The organism is Algorimicrobium echini (genome assembly GCF_900115185.1).
GTDB classification, from domain to species: Bacteria; Bacteroidota; Bacteroidia; order Flavobacteriales; family Flavobacteriaceae; genus Algorimicrobium; species Algorimicrobium echini.
This window is the reverse complement of the sequence record NZ_FOVN01000001.1, coordinates 843,752-862,340: the sequence shown is the minus strand read 5'-3', so window position 1 is coordinate 862,340 and position 18,589 is coordinate 843,752. Positions and strand designations below refer to the sequence as shown.

At 35.4% G+C, this 18,589-nt stretch carries 16 protein-coding genes; 7 read left to right on the top strand and 9 right to left on the bottom strand.

What is annotated here, in order from left to right:
• The first annotated feature begins 32 nt into the window (after positions 1–32).
• The 3 genes from BM239_RS03865 (at position 33) to pbpC (ending at position 8,373) form a co-directional block, all read left to right on the top strand.
• Positions 33–5,606 carry an alpha-2-macroglobulin family protein gene (locus BM239_RS03865; RefSeq protein WP_092206307.1) on the top strand — a complete coding sequence of 1,858 codons (5,574 nt, stop codon included), beginning with the start codon at positions 33–35 and terminating at the stop codon, positions 5,604–5,606.
• A gap of 95 nt (positions 5,607–5,701) precedes the next feature.
• The gene (locus tag BM239_RS03860) at positions 5,702–6,013 is read left to right on the top strand and encodes an antibiotic biosynthesis monooxygenase family protein (RefSeq protein ID WP_092206306.1); all 312 of its coding nucleotides are present in this window, start codon (positions 5,702–5,704) and stop codon (positions 6,011–6,013) included.
• An 8-nt stretch (positions 6,014–6,021) separates the two neighbouring features.
• Positions 6,022–8,373: a penicillin-binding protein 1C gene (gene pbpC, locus BM239_RS03855; RefSeq protein ID WP_092206305.1), complete on the top strand. Its 2,352-nt coding sequence runs from the start codon at positions 6,022–6,024 to the stop codon at positions 8,371–8,373.
• Here the strand turns inward: pbpC and BM239_RS03850 are convergent.
• Genes BM239_RS03850 through BM239_RS03835 form a run of 4 tightly spaced genes read right to left on the bottom strand, consistent with a single transcriptional unit; the run spans position 8,360 to position 10,901 of the window.
• Positions 8,360–9,229, bottom strand: a complete 870-nt coding sequence (locus tag BM239_RS03850; RefSeq protein WP_177208975.1) for an endonuclease/exonuclease/phosphatase family protein — start codon at positions 9,227–9,229, stop codon at positions 8,360–8,362. The two genes, pbpC and BM239_RS03850, sit on opposite strands and share 14 nt — an antisense overlap.
• Positions 9,229–9,741, bottom strand: coding sequence for a YciI family protein (locus BM239_RS03845; RefSeq protein WP_092206303.1), 513 nt, complete (start codon positions 9,739–9,741; stop codon positions 9,229–9,231). The genes BM239_RS03850 and BM239_RS03845 overlap by 1 nt, the downstream gene beginning before the upstream one ends.
• Positions 9,738–10,211: a CYTH domain-containing protein gene (locus BM239_RS03840; protein WP_092206302.1), complete on the bottom strand. Its 474-nt coding sequence runs from the start codon at positions 10,209–10,211 to the stop codon at positions 9,738–9,740. The genes BM239_RS03845 and BM239_RS03840 overlap by 4 nt, the downstream gene beginning before the upstream one ends.
• Positions 10,212–10,244: 33 nt before the next feature.
• Positions 10,245–10,901, bottom strand: coding sequence for an NAD(P)H-binding protein (locus BM239_RS03835; RefSeq protein ID WP_092206301.1), 657 nt, complete (start codon positions 10,899–10,901; stop codon positions 10,245–10,247).
• A gap of 41 nt (positions 10,902–10,942) precedes the next feature.
• Here BM239_RS03835 and dinB point away from each other — a divergent pair, with 41 nt between their 5' ends.
• On the top strand, positions 10,943–12,046 hold the full coding sequence (gene dinB / locus BM239_RS03830; protein WP_092206300.1) for a DNA polymerase IV: 1,104 nt from the start codon (positions 10,943–10,945) through the stop codon (positions 12,044–12,046).
• Positions 12,047–12,172: 126 nt separating this feature from the next.
• Entirely contained in the window at positions 12,173–12,883 is a 711-nt protein-coding gene (locus tag BM239_RS03825; RefSeq protein WP_143094884.1) for a DUF6090 family protein, read from the top strand.
• Here BM239_RS03825 and pyk read toward each other — a convergent pair.
• The 5 genes from pyk to BM239_RS03800 form a co-directional block, all read right to left on the bottom strand.
• Positions 12,880–14,322, bottom strand: a complete 1,443-nt coding sequence (gene pyk, locus BM239_RS03820) for a pyruvate kinase (protein WP_092206298.1) — start codon at positions 14,320–14,322, stop codon at positions 12,880–12,882. The two genes, BM239_RS03825 and pyk, sit on opposite strands and share 4 nt — an antisense overlap.
• Positions 14,322–14,804, bottom strand: coding sequence for an IPExxxVDY family protein (locus BM239_RS03815; RefSeq protein WP_092206297.1), 483 nt, complete (start codon positions 14,802–14,804; stop codon positions 14,322–14,324). The genes pyk and BM239_RS03815 overlap by 1 nt, the downstream gene beginning before the upstream one ends.
• 114 nt (positions 14,805–14,918) lie before the next feature.
• Positions 14,919–15,659: a ribonuclease III gene (rnc, locus tag BM239_RS03810; protein ID WP_092206296.1), complete on the bottom strand. Its 741-nt coding sequence runs from the start codon at positions 15,657–15,659 to the stop codon at positions 14,919–14,921.
• A gap of 7 nt (positions 15,660–15,666) precedes the next feature.
• Positions 15,667–16,917, bottom strand: coding sequence for a beta-ketoacyl-ACP synthase II (gene fabF, locus BM239_RS03805; protein ID WP_092206295.1), 1,251 nt, complete (start codon positions 16,915–16,917; stop codon positions 15,667–15,669).
• Positions 16,918–16,930: 13 nt separating this feature from the next.
• Positions 16,931–17,164: an acyl carrier protein gene (locus tag BM239_RS03800; RefSeq protein ID WP_008637711.1), complete on the bottom strand. Its 234-nt coding sequence runs from the start codon at positions 17,162–17,164 to the stop codon at positions 16,931–16,933.
• Between the two features lie 184 nt (positions 17,165–17,348).
• Between BM239_RS03800 and purN the strand changes: the two genes are divergently transcribed.
• Both purN and BM239_RS03790 read left to right on the top strand, forming a co-directional pair.
• Complete coding sequence (gene purN / locus BM239_RS03795; RefSeq protein ID WP_092206294.1) at positions 17,349–17,945, top strand: phosphoribosylglycinamide formyltransferase; 597 nt, start codon at positions 17,349–17,351, stop codon at positions 17,943–17,945.
• Positions 17,938–18,579: a ribonuclease H1 domain-containing protein gene (locus BM239_RS03790; RefSeq protein WP_092206293.1), complete on the top strand. Its 642-nt coding sequence runs from the start codon at positions 17,938–17,940 to the stop codon at positions 18,577–18,579. The genes purN and BM239_RS03790 overlap by 8 nt, the downstream gene beginning before the upstream one ends.
• Positions 18,580–18,589 lie beyond the last annotated feature (10 nt).

Genomic DNA, 18,589 nt, shown 5'->3' with positions numbered 1-18,589 from the left:
AGTTATAGTTATTCAATAAAAATTATCCGCATATGTCATTTAAAAAAATCGTAACCGTCATTGTCATCCTATCTGTTTTGGTGTCTTGTAAAAAGGAGGATACCAAAACCGACAATCTTTTTAAATTTCGCGAATATATAAGTTATACAACCTCTGGCTTAAGTTCTATTGCCGACCCTATCCAAATTAATTTAACGAAACCCGTTGAAAAATGGGAAATAGAACAGGAAATACTGGATGATATTGTAAACATTTCACCACATGTTTCTGGAAAATTAGTGGTTGTTAATCAGCAATCAATCCTGTTTACTCCAGATGAGCCACTAGAACCTGCCACAGAATATACGGTTACCGTAAAGCTGAAAAATATTTACAATGACATACCGAATGATTTTGACAATTACACCTTTCAGTTTAAAACCATCACGCCAAATTTCACAATTAATACTACTCATTTGCAATCTTACAGCAAGGAATGGCAGTATGTTGAAGCAGTTTTGCGTGCTTCAGATGTCATTTCATTACAACAAGCTAAACAATTAGTAGAAGCTTCACAAAATGGCAAAAAATTACAGATAGTTTTTAATGAATACAACCAAACATCACGCATTTTTGAATTCAAAATAGACAGTATTCATAGAAAAATAGAGGATTCTGAAATTTTAGTTAAATGGCAAGGTGAAGCCATTAATGCTGACAATACAGGTGAAAATACTTTGACAATTCCTGGTATCAATAATTTCACCATTGTGGATATGGAAGTGATTCAATTACCCGAACAATACGTCTCCATTAACTTCTCGGACCCGCTTAAAAAACAGCAAAATTTTGATGGTCTAGTAACCATTGAGAAAAGCAAAAACCCCAAATTTATTGTTGAAGGCAATATTTTAAAAGTCTATCCTGAAAGCAAATTAGTTGGCAATATTCAAGTGGACGTTTTTCAAGGTATTTCCAATACAGATGGTTTTAAATTAAAGAAACCGTTTTCAGAAAAAATTACCTTTGAAAACTTAAAACCACAAGTCCGTTTAATTAGCAACGGAAGTATTCTACCAAATTCCAAGCAGCTTAAATTTAATTTTGAAGCGGTAAACCTGAAAGCGGTCGATGTCCGTATTATTAAAATATATCAAGATAATATATTACAGTTTTTGCAGGAAAATAATTTAGATAGTAACAACTCTTATAATATCCGGCAAGTAGGTCGCAGGATTGCTAAACAAACTATAGAACTGCAATCGGCAGCTGAAAACACTGGGAAATGGCGTGCTTATAGCATTGATTTATCCAAATTCTTTACGGCCAATCCTGGAGCCATTTACCGTGTGGAATTAAGTTTCAACAAAGACTATTCATTATACGATTGTAGCACAAATGAAACAGCGTCAGTTAGTAATGATGATTATGACGATTACTACTATGAAGATGATTATTATGGTCATGATTATAACGAAGAATCCTACACCGAAGATGACGATTTACGAGAAGAAGCCTATTGGGATAATTTAATTTACAACTACAAAAACTATCCATACAATTGGCGCGAGCGTGAAAATCCATGTCATGTAGCTTACTATAATGAAAACCGCGTCGTATCTCAAAACTTACTGGCTTCCAATTTGGGTGTTATTGCCAAACGTGGCGAGAATAATTCCTATTATTTTGCGGTTACCAATATTCTAAACACCAATCCCGAAGCCAATGCATCCGTAACACTTTATAATTTTCAGCAACAGGAAATGGTAACACTTTTCACCGATTTGGAAGGCTTATTAACCATTGATGCGGACAAACATGCAGCTTTTGCCATTGTAAAAAAAGGCAATAATACCTCGTATTTAAAACTCGCAGATGGCAACTCACTATCCTTAAGTAAATTTGATGTTTCTGGTAATAAAATGCAACGCGGACTTAAAGGCTATTTGTATGGCGAGCGTGGTGTTTGGCGTCCTGGAGACACACTTCATTTAACCTTTATGCTGAATGATAAAGCAAATAAATTACCGAAAGCACATCCTGTGAAACTAGAAATCACAGACTCAAATGGAAAACTGACATACAAAAATATCACTACCGACAACCTTAATAATTTTTATAGATTTACAGTTCCTACAAACAAAGAAGATAAAACCGGAAACTACAACGCCAAAGTTTCCGTTGGTGGTGCTACATTTTTTAAAACATTAAAGATTGAAACCGTTAAACCAAATCGTCTTAAAATTAATGTCGATTTTGAAAACGAGATTTTAACCAACAATCAACCATTAGCTGGAACACTAGATGTGAAATGGCTACATGGCGCACCTGGAAAAAATCTCAAAGCTGAAATTAAAGCAAAAATTAGTAGCTCCAATTCTAGATTCCAAAACTACAAAAACTACCTATTTTCCGATCCAACACGGGAATTTGAAACCGAAGAATTAACCGTTTTTGAAGGAAATGTGAATGCCGAAGGTATCGCAAAAATAAATAATCAATTAGAGGTTGGCAAAAATGCACCTGGCATGTTAAACGTGCAGTTTTTAGTACGTGCTTTTGAAAATGGTGGCGACTTTTCCATGGACGCTTTCACCATGCCGTTTGCACCTTACGAGTCCTTTGTAGGTTTACAATCGCCAGAACCAAAAGCTTATGGTTCCTTTTTTACAGACGAAAATCAAACCTTTGATGTAGTTGTTGTGGATAAAGATGGAAAACCTATTCAACGCAATAATCTAGAAGTAAAAATTTATAAAATTGAATGGCGTTGGTGGTGGAATGCTTCTGAAGATAACCTATCGAGTTACGTTTCCAGTAATTACCACAGACCGTATTTAGATAGTAAAGTAAACACCAATGCCCAAGGCAAAGGAAGTTTCAATATAAAAATTCCTGACGAAGAAGGTGGACGTTATCTCATTCGTGTTATCGATCCCGTAAGTGGCCATGCTACAGGACGTACGGCTTACTTTTATAAAAACTGGTGGCAAAAAGCACCAACTAGCGACAAAGAAGCAGCAAAGATGCTGGTATTTTCAGCAGATAAGGAAACCTATAATGTTGGCGAAACGGCTACCATTACATTTAATTCAGGTAGTGAAGGTCGTGCGTTGGTAAGTGTGGAAAATGGTACCGAAGTGTTAGAAACCAAATGGGTAAAAACGCTTCTAGGCGAAACCAAAGTAACCATCCCAATCACGCCCGAAATGGCACCAAACGTGTTTGTTAATATGTCACTTTTACAGCCGCATGCTATAACAGCAAACGATTTACCAATTCGTTTATTTGGTGTTATTCCATTAATGGTTGAAGATCCAAACACCAAACTGCAACCACAACTTAAAATGCCAGACGTGTTACAACCTGAACAGGAATTTAAGGTTACGGTTTCCGAAAAAAATAACAAAGCCATGACCTACACCATTGCTATGGTAGAAGAAGGCTTGCTAGATTTAACGCGTTTTAAAACGCCAAATGCGTGGGATGAATTTTATGCACGTGAAGCCTTAGGCGTTAAAACCTGGGATATTTTTGATGCTATAATTGGCGCCTACTCTGGAAGTATCGATCAGGTTTTCGCAATTGGTGGTGACGGTAATGCTGCAGCCGGTAAAAACAAAAAAGCCAATCGCTTTAAACCGGTTGTAACGTATTTAGGGCCTTTTAGTTTGAAGGCGGGCGAAAACAAATCGCATACCTTAAAATTACCAAATTATATTGGAGCAGTTCGGACTATGGTGGTCGCTGGAAATGCTAACAACGAAGCCTATGGCAGTGTAGATAAATCGGTTCAGGTTAAAAAACCGCTTATGGTTTTAGCTTCTTTACCAAGAAAATTAAGTCCAGGAGAAAAAGTAACCCTTCCTGTTACTGTTTTTGCTATGGAAAACAAAGTGAAAAATGTAGAAATCAGTTTGAAATTAAGCAATGGAATTTCTGTAGTTGGCGAAAAAACTCAAAATATCACCTTCGATAAGCCAGACGAAAAAATGCGCTATTTTGAATTAGATGTCAGTCAAGCGAAAGGCTCAAATACTATTGAAGTTATTGCCAAAGGTAACGGCGAAAAATCGACCTATAAAGTTGAGATTGATGTCTTGAACCCGAATCCGATATCGTCCAAATCCATTGATAAATCGGTTGCTGCAAATAATTCAGAAACACTAAACTTTACAACCTTTGGTGAAATAGGAACCAATTCAGCTACGGTAGAATTTTCAACCTTACCACCTATGGATTTTACAAGACGTTTACAATACTTGATTAGATATCCACATGGCTGTTTAGAACAAACCACATCAGGTGTTTTTCCACAATTATATTTAAACGATATTTTCGATTTAACGTTAGACAAAAAACAAGATATTCAGAAAAACATTGAAAGTGGCATCAAACGTTTGGCGCAATTTCAAATGCCTAATGGTGGTATGAGTTATTGGATGGGCGAAAACACTGCAAACGATTGGTCTACCAGTTTTGCTGGACACTTTATGCTAGAAGCAGAAAAGAAAGGCTATGTGTTACCATTAACATTTAAGAACAATTGGATAACCTATCAAAAACAAGCGGCTCGTGATTGGCGACCAAGTTACAGAACCTATAATTCAGATTTAGCACAAGCCTACAGACTTTACACATTGGCTTTAGCTGGACAAGCAGATTTAGCGGCTATGAACCGGTTACGTGAGTTTTCTGAAATATCCAACGAAGCCAAATGGCGTTTGGCAGCAGCTTATGCGTTGGCAGGACAAAATGAGGCGAGTCAAGCCATTTCAAAAACTGCTAATATTAATTTTCAACCACCAAAATATAATTACTACACCTACGGATCGGTAGATAGAAATCGCGCCATGGCTTTGGAAACTATGGTGCTGACTAAAAACCCACAGCAACGTGAGTTAGCAGAACTTATAGCGAATGATTTATCGAGCAACCGTTGGATGAGTACCCAAACAACAGCTTATAGCTTGTTGGCTATGGCAAAAATGGTGGAAGCCAATGGTGGCAAAGATTTAAATCTTACGTACACCATCAACGGTAAATCTGAAACTATCCAATCGAAATCGGCTATTGCGCAACGTGATTTACCGATATATCATGGCACAAATGAATTAACATTCACAAATAAAAAAGCCAATTTGGTGTATGTACGTGTGCTTAATTCTGGGAAACTTCCACTTGGTCAAGAGCTCACGGAACAACGTGGATTGAGTGTTTCCGTCAACTATAAAGATTTAACTGGCTCTAAAATTAATATTTCCAATTTAAAACAAGGTCAGGATTTTGTGGCAAGCATTACAGTTAGCAATCTTAAAAATGAAAATATAAACGATGTGGCACTCACTCAATTATTTCCATCTGGTTGGGAGATCATTAATACCCGTTTTACCGATTTTGGTGCGGCAACAACGAGTCAAGCACGTTACACCGATATTCGTGATAATGAGGTGAATTACTATTTCGATTTGCCGCAAAAAGGAAATCAAGGCAGTAAAACTTTTCATATTATGCTAAATGCTTCCTTTTTAGGAACCTATTATTTACCTGGCATTCAAGCGGAAGCTATGTATGATAATGATTATTTAGTGCGAAATAAAGGACAATGGATTACTGTTGAAAAATAGAATTCCTGTGAAAGCAGGAATCTAATAGTAATTCAAAGAAGTAAATTTATATAATTAAACAACAAGATTCCTGCCTTCGCTTGAATTAAGAAACCATGACAAATCAAAAACCCTATTATGCTGTTATTTTTACCTCAACACAAACAGACTGTATTGGAGGTTATCCTGAAATGGCAGAAAAAATGGAGACACTTGCCAAACAACAACCCGGATTTATTGGCATAGAATCCGCCAGAGACGGTTTGGGTATAACCGTTAGCTATTGGGAAAGTTTAGATGCCATTAAAAATTGGAAACAAGAAAGTGAACATATAATTGCGCAACAGAAAGGTCGTGAACACTGGTATAATTGGTATCACGTTCGGATTTGTAAAGTGGAACGGGAATACGAATTCCTACGAGAGTAGGAGTCTACATGAAGAAGATTATATCTTACATAAAAGCAAACAAAATAAAATCGGTAATAGTATTCCTATTACTTATTGCCTATTATTTCTGTTTACCCAATCCATTATTTACAGATCCAACAGCGACAGTCATTACTAGCCAAAACAATCGTCTTTTAGGTGCACAAATTGCTAGTGATGGTCAATGGCGATTTCCACACAACGATTCTATTCCAGAAAAATTTAAAACCTGTATTATTACTTTTGAAGATGCCTATTTCTACAAACATCCTGGTTTTAATCCAATTTCTATTTTTAAAGCCTTTAAAGAGAACTTAAAATCTAACGGTATTAAACGCGGTGGAAGCACACTCACACAACAAGTAATCCGTTTATCCCGAAAAGGCCAAAATAGAACCTACTTTGAAAAAGTTATTGAAATTATTTTAGCAACCCGTTTAGAACTTCGCGAAAGCAAAGATCAAATTTTAGCCTATTATGCCAGCAATGCACCATTTGGTGGAAACGTGGTTGGACTGGATGCCGCATCTTGGCGGTATTTTAATCGCGATGCCAATCAATTATCGTGGGCAGAACATGCAACTTTAGCCGTTTTACCCAATGCGCCAAGTTTAATTTATCCTGGAAAAAATCAAGAACAATTACGTAATAAGCGCAATCGTTTGCTCAAAAAATTACGAGATAATGGGACTATAGATTCTTTAACCTATCAATTATCAATTGCTGAAGGCTTACCACAAAAACCGTATGCATTGCCACAAACGGCTCCACATTTATTACAAAAAGTAGCAACAATACATTCGGGAAAACGCGTACAAACAACGGTTGATAATCATTTACAAGAGCGCGTGAATCAACTTGTAAAAACACATTATAATCAACTAAAGCAAAACGGGATTCACAATGCAGCTGTGTTAGTTTTAGATGTTAAAACCAGAAAGGTTTTGGCTTATGTTGGAAATACGCCAACAGACAAATTACACCAAAAAGATGTGGACATTATTGATAAACCAAGAAGTACAGGCAGTATTTTAAAACCTTTTTTATATGCTGCTATGTTGGATGCTGGCGATTTATTACCAAACACATTAGTTGCGGACATACCAACACAGTATGGAAGTTATAATCCCGAAAACTACAACAAAACTTATGATGGAGCCGTACCGGCTAGTCGCGCCTTATCACGCTCTTTAAATGTGCCATCGGTTAGAATGTTGCAGGAATTTGGATTAGATCCCTTCTATCAATATCTAAAAAAACTTGAGCTTAAAGACCTTTCGGAATCTGCCAATTATTATGGATTATCGCTTATTTTAGGAGGTGCTGAAAGTAATTTATGGGATTTATGTAAAAGTTATGCTGCGCTATCTTCAACCCTAAATCATTTTTCGGAAACATCTAGTGAATATTTTAGTAACGAATTTACGGAACCCATTTTCATCAACTCCCAAACAGTCGACTTCGGAAAAAAAACAGCCGATAAAACGCTTATTGATGCCGCTTCCATCTATTTAACCTACGAAAGTTTGAAAACCGTAAACAGACCAGAAGGTGATGATAATTGGGAATTTTATGATGGCTCTAAACAAATAGCCTGGAAAACAGGAACGAGTTTCGGTTTCCGTGATGCTTGGGCTATTGGAACAACTAAAGATTATGTGGTTGGTGTTTGGGTTGGTAATGCAGATGGTGAGGGCAGACCTGGCTTGGTAGGTGTGCAAACTGCTGCACCCATTTTATTTGATGTATTTAATCTATTACCGCATAGCGATTGGTTTTCAAAACCGTTTGATGAGATGCAGGAAGTTAGTATTTGTAAAAAAAGTGGTCATCGTGCATCGCCAAATTGTGATGCGGTAGAACAAAAATTTATTCAAGTTTCGGGATTAAAAACCAAGCCTTGTCCGTATCATGTATTGGTTCATTTAGATAATTTAGAGCAGTTTCAAGTGAATTCCTCCTGTGAGTCTATTGCCGATATTTCGCATAAATCGTGGTTTGTATTACCACCATTAATGGCTTATTATTATAAAACCAAAAATCCCTTTTACAAACCCTTACCACCTTTTAGAGCAGATTGTTTAGGAGAAAATGCCGTTTCTATGCAATTCATGTATCCCAATGATAACAACACCATTTTCCTTCCGAAGGATTTTGGAGGAAAAACTAATGAACTCATATTAAAAATAGCACATTCCAAACCTGAAACCACCGTATTTTGGTATTTGAATGAGCAGTTTTTAGGGAGTACGCAAAATATCCATGAATTTGGAATTATTCCTCAAAAAGGAAAACATTTGCTAACGGTTGTGGATACCTTTGGAAATGAAGCCAAACGCTGGATGACTATTTCCGAATAGTTGGTCTACTTATAAACGTTCGCAACATACTGTGATCTGATTTCCAAGTAGATATTTTATCGGTTTTGTTTATTTTCAAATTATGAGACACCCAAATATGATCCAGTGACAAAAGTGGTAAATTCCAAAACCAAGTTTCTTTAAAGCCCTTTCCTTTAACAGAAAACGCATGATTGTAATTGCGTTTAAAATTTTCGAAATAAATGGATTCTAAAGGTGTATTAAAATCGCCTAAAACAACCGAATTATTATGATATTCTATATTTGAGTATACAAATTGAAGCTCTTCTTTTCTGGAATTAAATATTTCAGCCGTTAAATCAACTGCATAAAAAATGATGTTATTTGTAGCAAATTTTAAAACGGTAGAATTGGTTTCAGAAGTAATTTCACTAATAATTTTTAGAGGCGTTTTGGAGAATATTCCTATTTCTTCTTCCGATAAGTGAAAGTAATAATTTGGATATGTATTTTGCGTTTTTTGAATGGATTTTAAATTGCATTCTATTAAAACCAAGACATCAGGAATCTGATTATTTTCAAGAAAAGCATCTTGAAAACTTTGATTATGTCCAGCATTCCAAACCACAATTTCCAAACCATTTTTACTTGTGTGTTCATGGTTTGAAACATAGCTTTTAAAATACCAGATGACACTTAAAACGAGTAGACATAAAATAGAAATTTTGCGCCACTTTTTAATAATAATTATTGAGAATGCTACTAATAATATAATAATTGGAAGCGGAAAGGCATAAAAGATGATGGCAGATGCATAGCAGTAATCTTTAACCGTAAAATGAATGAGTACAGCAATAATAATTAAAACTTGAATACCTATTTTTAATTGCTTCATTAACGTAATGGAAATCCTTTTGCTGCCCACCATGGGTGCATTTCAATAACTAACCTCCCAGATTTTACCATAGGATCTAAATTTGCCAAGCTATCAGCCATTTCAAATGTTGGCACATTGTAAATAGTAATCCCACGAATATCACCATCGTCTCCAAAAGGTCCAGAAATATCAGCATAACCTAATTCATACATTCTAGATAAATGTGCTAAATGTTGTTTTTGAAGTTTAGCCGCTTCTGCTTCATTTTGAGACCGAACAGGTCCTTTTTTTAAAAAAGCCATAAAGTACTGCTGCATTAAAATGGTATCCTGTGTTTTCTCATCTACATAATCAAAAATTTCAAAACCTTGTTCGGTTAACTCATTTTTTAAAGTTAGAGTGGACTTTTCACTGGATGCAACTTTTATTTGAACCGAATCTATCGGTTTCTCGTTTGTTAGCTTTGCCGTTTCCTTTTTACAAGCTAATAGGACTAATAAATTAAAACTTAATAAAATTATTTTCTTCATGAGTTCCAGTTTTTAAATGGGTTCTTACTTAATTCTGAATTATAATATTTGGTAATACCTGTTACTTCTTTACCAAGCCAATTTGGTTTTTTGAATATTTCGGTTGGATGCGATAATTCTACCTCGGCAACAATTAATCCCGTGTTATCACCAAAAAATTCATCGACTTCAAATAGGTGATTACCCACTTCTATATCATAACGTGTTTTATCAATAATGCCGGTTTCGCATAATTTCAATAAGGCTTCAGCATCTGTTTTTGAAATCTCGTTTTCCCATTCAAAACGTGATAAACCATCATCGGTAGAAGCGCCTTTAACAGTTATAAAACCTATTTCTCCTTTTAGACGCACACGAACCGTTCGTGCTTTATCTGTATTTAAAAACCCTTGTTTAATCCGTGTTTTTCGAATGGCTTCGGTTTTAAATTGTTGAGAGGTAACTAAAAATTTGCGTTCTATTTCAATCATATTTAAAGGTTTCGCTAAAGCAAAAATGCATTATCAATTTACAATCTGTTTAATATCATCAGATAAAATCCGACTATCTGGATAGCTGTTATTATCCAAAAAAATCATGCATTTAGCAATGGTTTCTGGTTGAATGGATTTGTATTTAGCTAATGAACCTATTAAAAATGGATTAATTACAGCCATAGCCATCTTAGCCAGTTTTTCACCCAAGCGGTTTTCATCACGACTACCTCCAATTAGAGATGGTTGCAGCACATATGAGTTTGGAATGTGTTGTGCCAAAACAGCTTCTTCCATCCTTCCTTTTGTACGACTGTAAAACACCTTACTGTTTTTATCAGCACCTAATGCGGAAATCACGATATAGGTTTTAATGCCATTTTCTTTAGCCATTTCGGCAGCAGAAACAGGAATACCATAATCAATTTTTAAATAGGTTTCCTGGTCCGGTGTTTTGGCTTTGGTGGTACCAATACAACAAAACACCACGTTGCCTGTAAACTGTTCTTGGTGGGATTTTAATTCGAATAAATCCACCAAATGTTCTTCAATTTTTGGATGATGAATACCACAAGTAGATCGTGAAAACAGTTTAATTTTATCATATCTGTTGTCGTCCAAAAGTTGTTCTAAAAGCAAACCGCCTGTTAATCCTGTTGCACCTAAAATGATAGCTGTTTTACCCATAATGACCTGTTTATATGCTAAAGATATTATAAATTTACATCATGCTAGACACATTTCCCATTAGAAAAATTATTCATGTAGATATGGACGCCTTTTACGCGTCTGTTGAGCAAATGGATAATCCAGAATTAAAAGGGAAGCCAGTGGCTGTTGGTGGTTCTGGTAATCGTGGTGTAGTTAGTGCTGCTAGTTATGAAGCTCGGAAGTTTGGCGTTCGTAGTGCCATGAGCGGCATGCAAGCCAGACGTTTGTGCCCTGACTTAATATTTACTAAAACCCGTTTTGATCGATATCACGAAATTTCTAAACAGGTTCGGAACATATTTCACGATTATACTGATTTGGTGGAACCGCTTTCTTTAGATGAAGCCTATTTGGATGTTACCCAAAATAAAAAAGGTAATCCGAGTGCGAGTTTAATAGCCCAAGAAATCCGAACACGCATTTTTAATGAAGTAGGCTTAACAGCTTCCGCAGGAATTTCAATTAATAAATTTATAGCCAAAGTTGCTAGTGATTACAACAAACCAAATGGCCAAAAAACCGTAAATCCTGAAGATGTTTTACCGTTTTTAGAAGGTTTAGATATTCGTAAATTTTATGGTGTTGGGAAAGTAACTGCCGAGAAAATGTATCAGCTTGGTATTTTTACGGGAAGCGATTTAAAATCTAAAACCATAGAATACCTAGATATGCATTTTGGCAAATCTGGTCGTTTTTATTACCACGTGGTTCGCGGAATTCATACCAGCGAAGTTAAACCAAATAGAATTCGAAAATCATTAGCTGCAGAACGCACGTTTAGTGAAAATTTATCTTCCGAAATTTTCATGCTTGAAAAATTAGAACACATTGCACACGAAGTGTCTAGACGTTTAAAAAAAAGTAAGGTAGCTGGAAAAACCGTTACTTTAAAAATAAAATATAGCGATTTTACCATGCAAACGCGCAGTAAAACCCTACCGTATTTTGTCAGTGATGCCAATATTATTTTGGAAACAGCCAAAGACTTATTGTTTCAGGAAAGTATGCAAAATTCGGTGCGACTTTTAGGAATCTCATTATCCAACCTCAACACCGATAAAAAAAAGAAAAAACCAGAAGAAAAAAAAGCGGTTAGTGTACAGTTACAGTTTGATTTCTAGGAATTTGATTTTCTTAATTAAAAAGGCGAACTTCGTTACAAACACAACCAACCTTTAATCAAACAGTTATATAAAAACCAATCCGTGATAAAGTTCTTCAGAAAAATCAGACAAAATTTACTTTCAATGGGTAAAACCTCAACTTATTTTAAATATGCTGTTGGTGAAATTATACTTGTAGTAATCGGAATTTTAATAGCTTTAAGCATCAACAACTGGAACTCTAATAGAATTACAACAAATAGAAAAACTGATTATTTAATACGTATTTCTGAGGAACTGAAAAAACAGATTGAAGATTTAAACTATGCTAAAGATAACGTGGCTTCTGAAATTGAAAATGGCAAACGCATTTTAAAAATATTAGATACTAAAAATCCAGATTCTATTCCAGCACTTAAACAGCTTTTAGGAAATACAGCTACATTTTGGGGCATCACACTTTCCTTTCCTGTTACCGATGAATTTATCAATCAGAACTTGCAATCTCAAATAAAAAATGACTCCCTTAAATTATACTTAAAATACTTGAGTGAATTTAGAGATTTTTCAGATATTCAAAATGATTATACCAAAACACAATACACCAATACTATTGAACCTTTTTTTGTAAAAAACATTAATTATAGCGAAATAGCTGTAGATTATTATAAAGATGGTTTAATACAAGGTGGCCCTAAAACTGATTATAACAATCTAATAAGTAGTATGGAATTATGGAATGTTGCAACCTTTAAACTGGAAACTTTAAATACTGGTGAATATTATTTAAAATCACTCAATCTTCTTCTAGAGAAATTGATTACTCAAATAGAAAAAGAAATTGATAATCCTTAAAAATTACAACTCATAATTTCTGTAACCCGTAAGGTGTTTACCATCCCTTTATCTTGAATTGGCATAGCCGCTAAACTCACGAGCATATCACCTTCTTCCAAATAGCCTTTTTGGCATGCAATAGCATTTACATCTTCAATGGTTTCATCGGTACTTACAAATTTATCGTAGAAGAACGCTTTTACACCCCAAAGCAAACTCAATTGTGTTAAAATACGCTTATTTGATGAAAACACTAAAATATGTGCTTTTGGCCGCCATGCGGAAATTTGAAATGCCGTATAACCACTATTGGTTAAAGTTGAAATAGCTTTTGCATCAATTTCATTAGCCATATTGGCGGCATGATAACAAATAGACTTTGTAATATACCGTTTAGTACGAATATGCGGTGGCATTTGTGGTACCTTTATTAAACTAGAATCCTCCACACTTTTGATAATATTAGACATTTGTCTGATAACCTGAATGGGATATTGCCCAACTGATGTTTCGCCCGAAAGCATCACAGCATCGGCACCATCCATAACGGAATTGGCCACATCATTTACTTCGGCTCGTGTAGGTGTTAAACTGGAAATCATCGTTTCCATCATTTGTGTAGCAATAATTACGGGAATACGTGCTTGTTTGGCACGTAACACTAGTTTTTTCTGAATAAGTGGAACTTCTTCTGCTGGAATTTCAACACCTAAATCGCCTCGAGCTACCATTAAACCATCGCAATACGCAACAATTTTATCGATATTTTCTACTGCTTCTGGTTTTTCTATTTTAGCAATAATTGGAATTTTATGGTTACTATGTTTGCTTATTAGTTCCTCCAATTGCATTAAATCTTCCGCATGACGTACAAATGATAAGGCCATCCAATCCACTTCCATTTTAATAGCAAAAATAGCATCTTCAATATCTTTTTCAGTTAATGCCGGTTGTGATATGTTGGTATTGGGTAAATTAACACCTTTTTTAGAACGTAAAGGTCCACCTTGAATAACACGTGCTTTTACTTCTGTTTTCTTATCGGTTGAAACCACTTCAAAAATAAGTTTTCCGTCATCTAAAAGAATACGTTCGCCTGGTTTGGCATCTTGCGGAAACTTATCATAGGTCATGTAAACGCGTTCTTTGGTTCCTTCAAAACGCTTTCCTGTTGCAAAGATAATTTCGTCTCCTTCGTTTACAATCACCTCACCTTTCATAGTGCCTACTCGTAATTTTGGGCCTTGTAAATCACCCAAAATAGCAGCATTATATCCAAATTCGTCATTTAATTCACGAATCATTCCTATCCGCTCCTCTACATCCTTGTAATCTGCGTGAGAAAAATTAATTCTAAAGACATTTACACCTTCATCAAGCATTCCTTTTAAAACGGCTTTTGTACTTGTTGCTGGGCCTAATGTGGCGACTATTTTGGTTTTTTTTCTTTTTAACATTAATAGAATATTAAGTTGTTTTTAGATTTTAATTCCGATGGGTTAACACGATATGTGGTGAGGACATTCGGAATTGATTGAATTTTTTTTAAGAGCTTCTGTACTTGAGCGTCTGTAATAGCATCATCAGCGATTTTTAAAAAATAATTCACAGTTTTATACTCGGGAATGAGGTAATAGGTTTTGGTTGTCTGCTGTTCTTGCAAACCAAAAAGTGAATTATCATTGCTAATTGCCATCATTTCAACGCGGCAGGTATTTGATACTAAATGCCATGTAGCAAACTTATGCGCATCTACCCATTCAAAAATTTCATATTGGGTATTGTTTCCGAAGTCTAAATCCGCTTTTTGTCTTGATAAAAAAAGTTGTAATTCTTTATTTAAAAAATAAGCTAATCGGTAACCTTCTAAAGGACTATGAATACCAATTAATGCATAATCAATGGTATCTAAAAATTCGTCCAAGTCAAGTTTTTGCATGAGCATAAATATCAAAACGAATTGTAAATATAATATATAATAGCTATAAACAAATGCTGTTTACATTAAACTTAACAGGAAAATATTACGAAAACGTTATCGTAAGTTTGTGTTCTAGCTCTCTTTAGACATTTGTTTTTGGAAAACAAAAAAGGCACGTTTAGAGGCTTTTTCTTCTGCCTTTTTTTTGGAAGTGGCTCGAGCTTTGGCTACAACTTTATTATCTATGGCCAATTTTACGGCAAAATGACGGATATCATCATTTCCTGTATCTTCGTATACGTTGTAATCAAATACCTTCTTTTCCTTTTGGCACCATTCTATTAATAAGCTTTTGTAGCTAATAACTTTGCCTTCTAATTGTGAAATATCCACATAAGGGATAATAACTTTCTTGTAAATAAATTTTTCACAATATTTATAACCACGATCTAAAAATATGGCGCCTACTAATGCTTCAAATAAGTTACCATAAATATTATCGCCAAAATGGCCTTTGGGTATTTTACTTTCAACCAGGTCTATTAAATGCAAATCTTTTCCAAGTTCGTTAAGATGTTCGCGGCTAACTATTTTGGAACGCATTTTTGTTAAATAGCCTTCGTCGCCACTTGGCACTTCAGAATATAAATGCGATGCAATAACAGATCCTAACATAGCATCACCTAAAAATTCAAGACGCTCATAATTAATAGGGTGTCCTTCCGCATCCTTGATATTCATGGATCGATGGGTAAATGCTTTTTTGTAATATGCTATATTTTTAGGTTTAAACCCGAGAATATTATGAATAGATACAAAAAAATTCCCGTCAGTTTTTGAACGGGAATTTAATATGTTTCGAATGTGCTTCATTCGTTATTTAATCAATTTTTTTAAATAATACGCATGCATTATGGCCACCAAAGCCAAACGTATTACTCATAGCAACTTTAACATCGCGTTTTTGTGCTTTGTTTAATGTTAAATTTAATTCAGAATCAATATTTTCATCAACAACCTCATGGTTTATGGTAGGTGGCACTATTCCGTGTTCCATTGCTAATATAGACGCAATGGACTCAATAGCACCAGCTGCACCTAATAGGTGACCTGTCATGGATTTTGTTGAATTAATATTAATAGTTTTTGCATGTGCTCCAAACACTTCCGAAATCGCTTTTAGTTCGGCAACATCTCCTAGAGGTGTTGACGTTCCATGCGTGTTGATATGATCAACTTCTTCTGGTTTTAGGCCTGCATTTTCTAAACAATTTTTCATTACTGCAATCACACCAATTCCTTCTGGATGTGGCGCTGTCATGTGGTAAGCATCTGAAGACATACCGCCTCCTACTACTTCCGCATAAATTTTAGCACCACGTGCTTTGGCATGTTCATAATCTTCAAGAACTATGGCTCCAGCACCTTCACCTAATACAAAACCATCTCTGGTTGCATCAAAAGGTCTTGAGGCTGTTTCAGGGCTTTCGTTTCTTGTTGATAAGGCATGCATGGCATTAAAACCACCCATACCTGCTATGGTTACTGCAGCTTCACTTCCACCTGTTACAACCACATCACAATGACCCAAACGTATATAGTTTAGGGCATCAATCATGGCATTGGCAGAAGATGCACAAGCAGATACTGTTGTATAATTAGGACCCATAAATCCATGTTTAATGGAAATGTTGCCTGGTGCAATATCTGCAATCATTTTCGGAATGAAAAAAGGGTTAAATCTTGGCGTACCATCTCCAGCTGCAAAGTTTAATACTTCGTCTTGGAAGGTTTCCAAACCACCTATTCCTGCACCCCAAATTACACCGACTCTTAATTTGTTTACCGCGTCAAGGTCCAGTTTCGAATCTGCAATAGCTTCATCTGAAGCAACCATTGCGTACTGCGTAAACCGGTCCATTTTTCGCGCTTCTTTTCTATCAAGAAAATCGGTGGCATTAAAGTTTTTTAATTCACAAGCGAATTTGGTTTTGAACTTTTCAGTATCAAAATACGTTATGGGTGCAGCACCACTTTTTCCACTAATAAGTGCTTCCCAATATTCGTCCTTGGTATTTCCTATAGGTGTTAGTGCTCCTAATCCAGTAACTACAACTCGCCTTAATTCCATAAATTCTAATGAATTATTTTGCTGTTTCTATATAAGAGATAGCTTGACCAACCGTTGCAATGTTTTCTGCTTGATCGTCTGGGATTTGAATATCGAATTCTTTTTCGAATTCCATGATTAATTCTACAGTGTCTAATGAATCTGCTCCTAAATCGTTTGTGAAGCTAGCTTCAGTTACAACCTCGTTTTCATCAACACCTAATTTGTCTACGATAATCGCTTTTACTCTTGATGCAATGTCTGACATAATCTTTTAATTTTAAGTTTTAATTAGTTGGCAAAAATAAAAATTTTATTCTTATTCCACACCTTTACTGTAAAAATGTGGTGGTAATTTACTAAATTTCCTTTAAGTAAATCCCATTTACCTGCTAATTGTTATAATTTATTCTTTTTTTTGCGTTACTAATCATGACATGACAAGCTGCTATATGAAACGTATTGTAATTTTTGCGTCCGGATCTGGATCTAATGCTGAAAATTTAATTAGGTTTTTTCAAAACAACGCGCATGTTGAAGTTACGCACATACTAACCAACAATCCTCATGCCAAAGTACTAGAGCGTGCTAAAAACCTCAATATAAGTGCGTTTTCTTTTAACAGACAAGCGTTTTCTAAATCGGATGATGTATTAAACGTACTTAAAACCTTTCAACCTGATTTAATTGTATTGGCTGGTTTTCTTTGGAAATTTCCCGAACATATTCTAGCTGCTTTCCCTAATAAAGTAATTAATATACATCCTGCACTTTTACCTAATTATGGAGGCAAAGGCATGTATGGCATGCATGTGCATCAGGCTGTAGTTACCAATAAAGAAACTAAAACTGGTATTAGTATTCATTTGGTAAACGAACATTATGACCAAGGCGCTCTGATATTTCAAACTACGTGTCCCGTGTTACCAACTGATACAGCTGAAGATGTGGCGAAAAAAATTCATGCTTTGGAAATGGAACATTTTCCGAAAGTGATAGAAAAGTTATTAATACCTTCTTTAAAAGAGAAGGGAAACAAATATGAGTAAAAAGAAAAAGAAATATTATACCGTTTGGAAAGGTCATAAAACTGGTGTTTTTGAGTCTTGGAATGACTGCAAAGCCCAAGTTAAAGATTACCAAGGTGCGGTTTATAAATCTTTTGACACCTTTGATGCTGCTAAAAAAGCCTTGAATAGCAATTACAAAGATTTTATTGGGAAGAAAACAGCTTTTAAAAGTGAATTATCCGAAGCCCAGCTTAAAAAAATAGGACAACCTAATTACAATTCGATAGCTGTTGATGCGGCATCGTCTGGAAACCCAGGCGTAATGGAATATAGAGGTGTAGATACCAAAACCAAAAAGCAGTTATTTATACAAGGCCCTTTTCCAGAAGGAACGAATAATATTGGTGAATTTTTAGCGCTTGTTCACGGTTTAGCCTTTTTAAAGCAACATAATAGTGACCGCATTTTGTACACGGATTCTAAAATAGCTATGAGTTGGGTGCGCAAAAAAACCTGCAATACCAAATTACCACGAAATGAAAAAAACGCTAAACTTTTTGAATTGGTAGACCGTGGTGTAAAATGGCTAAATGAAAACACGTACACCACAACCATTGTAAAATGGGAAACCAAGGCTTGGGGAGAAATTCCTGCTGATTTTGGCAGGAAATAAAAAACGCTAT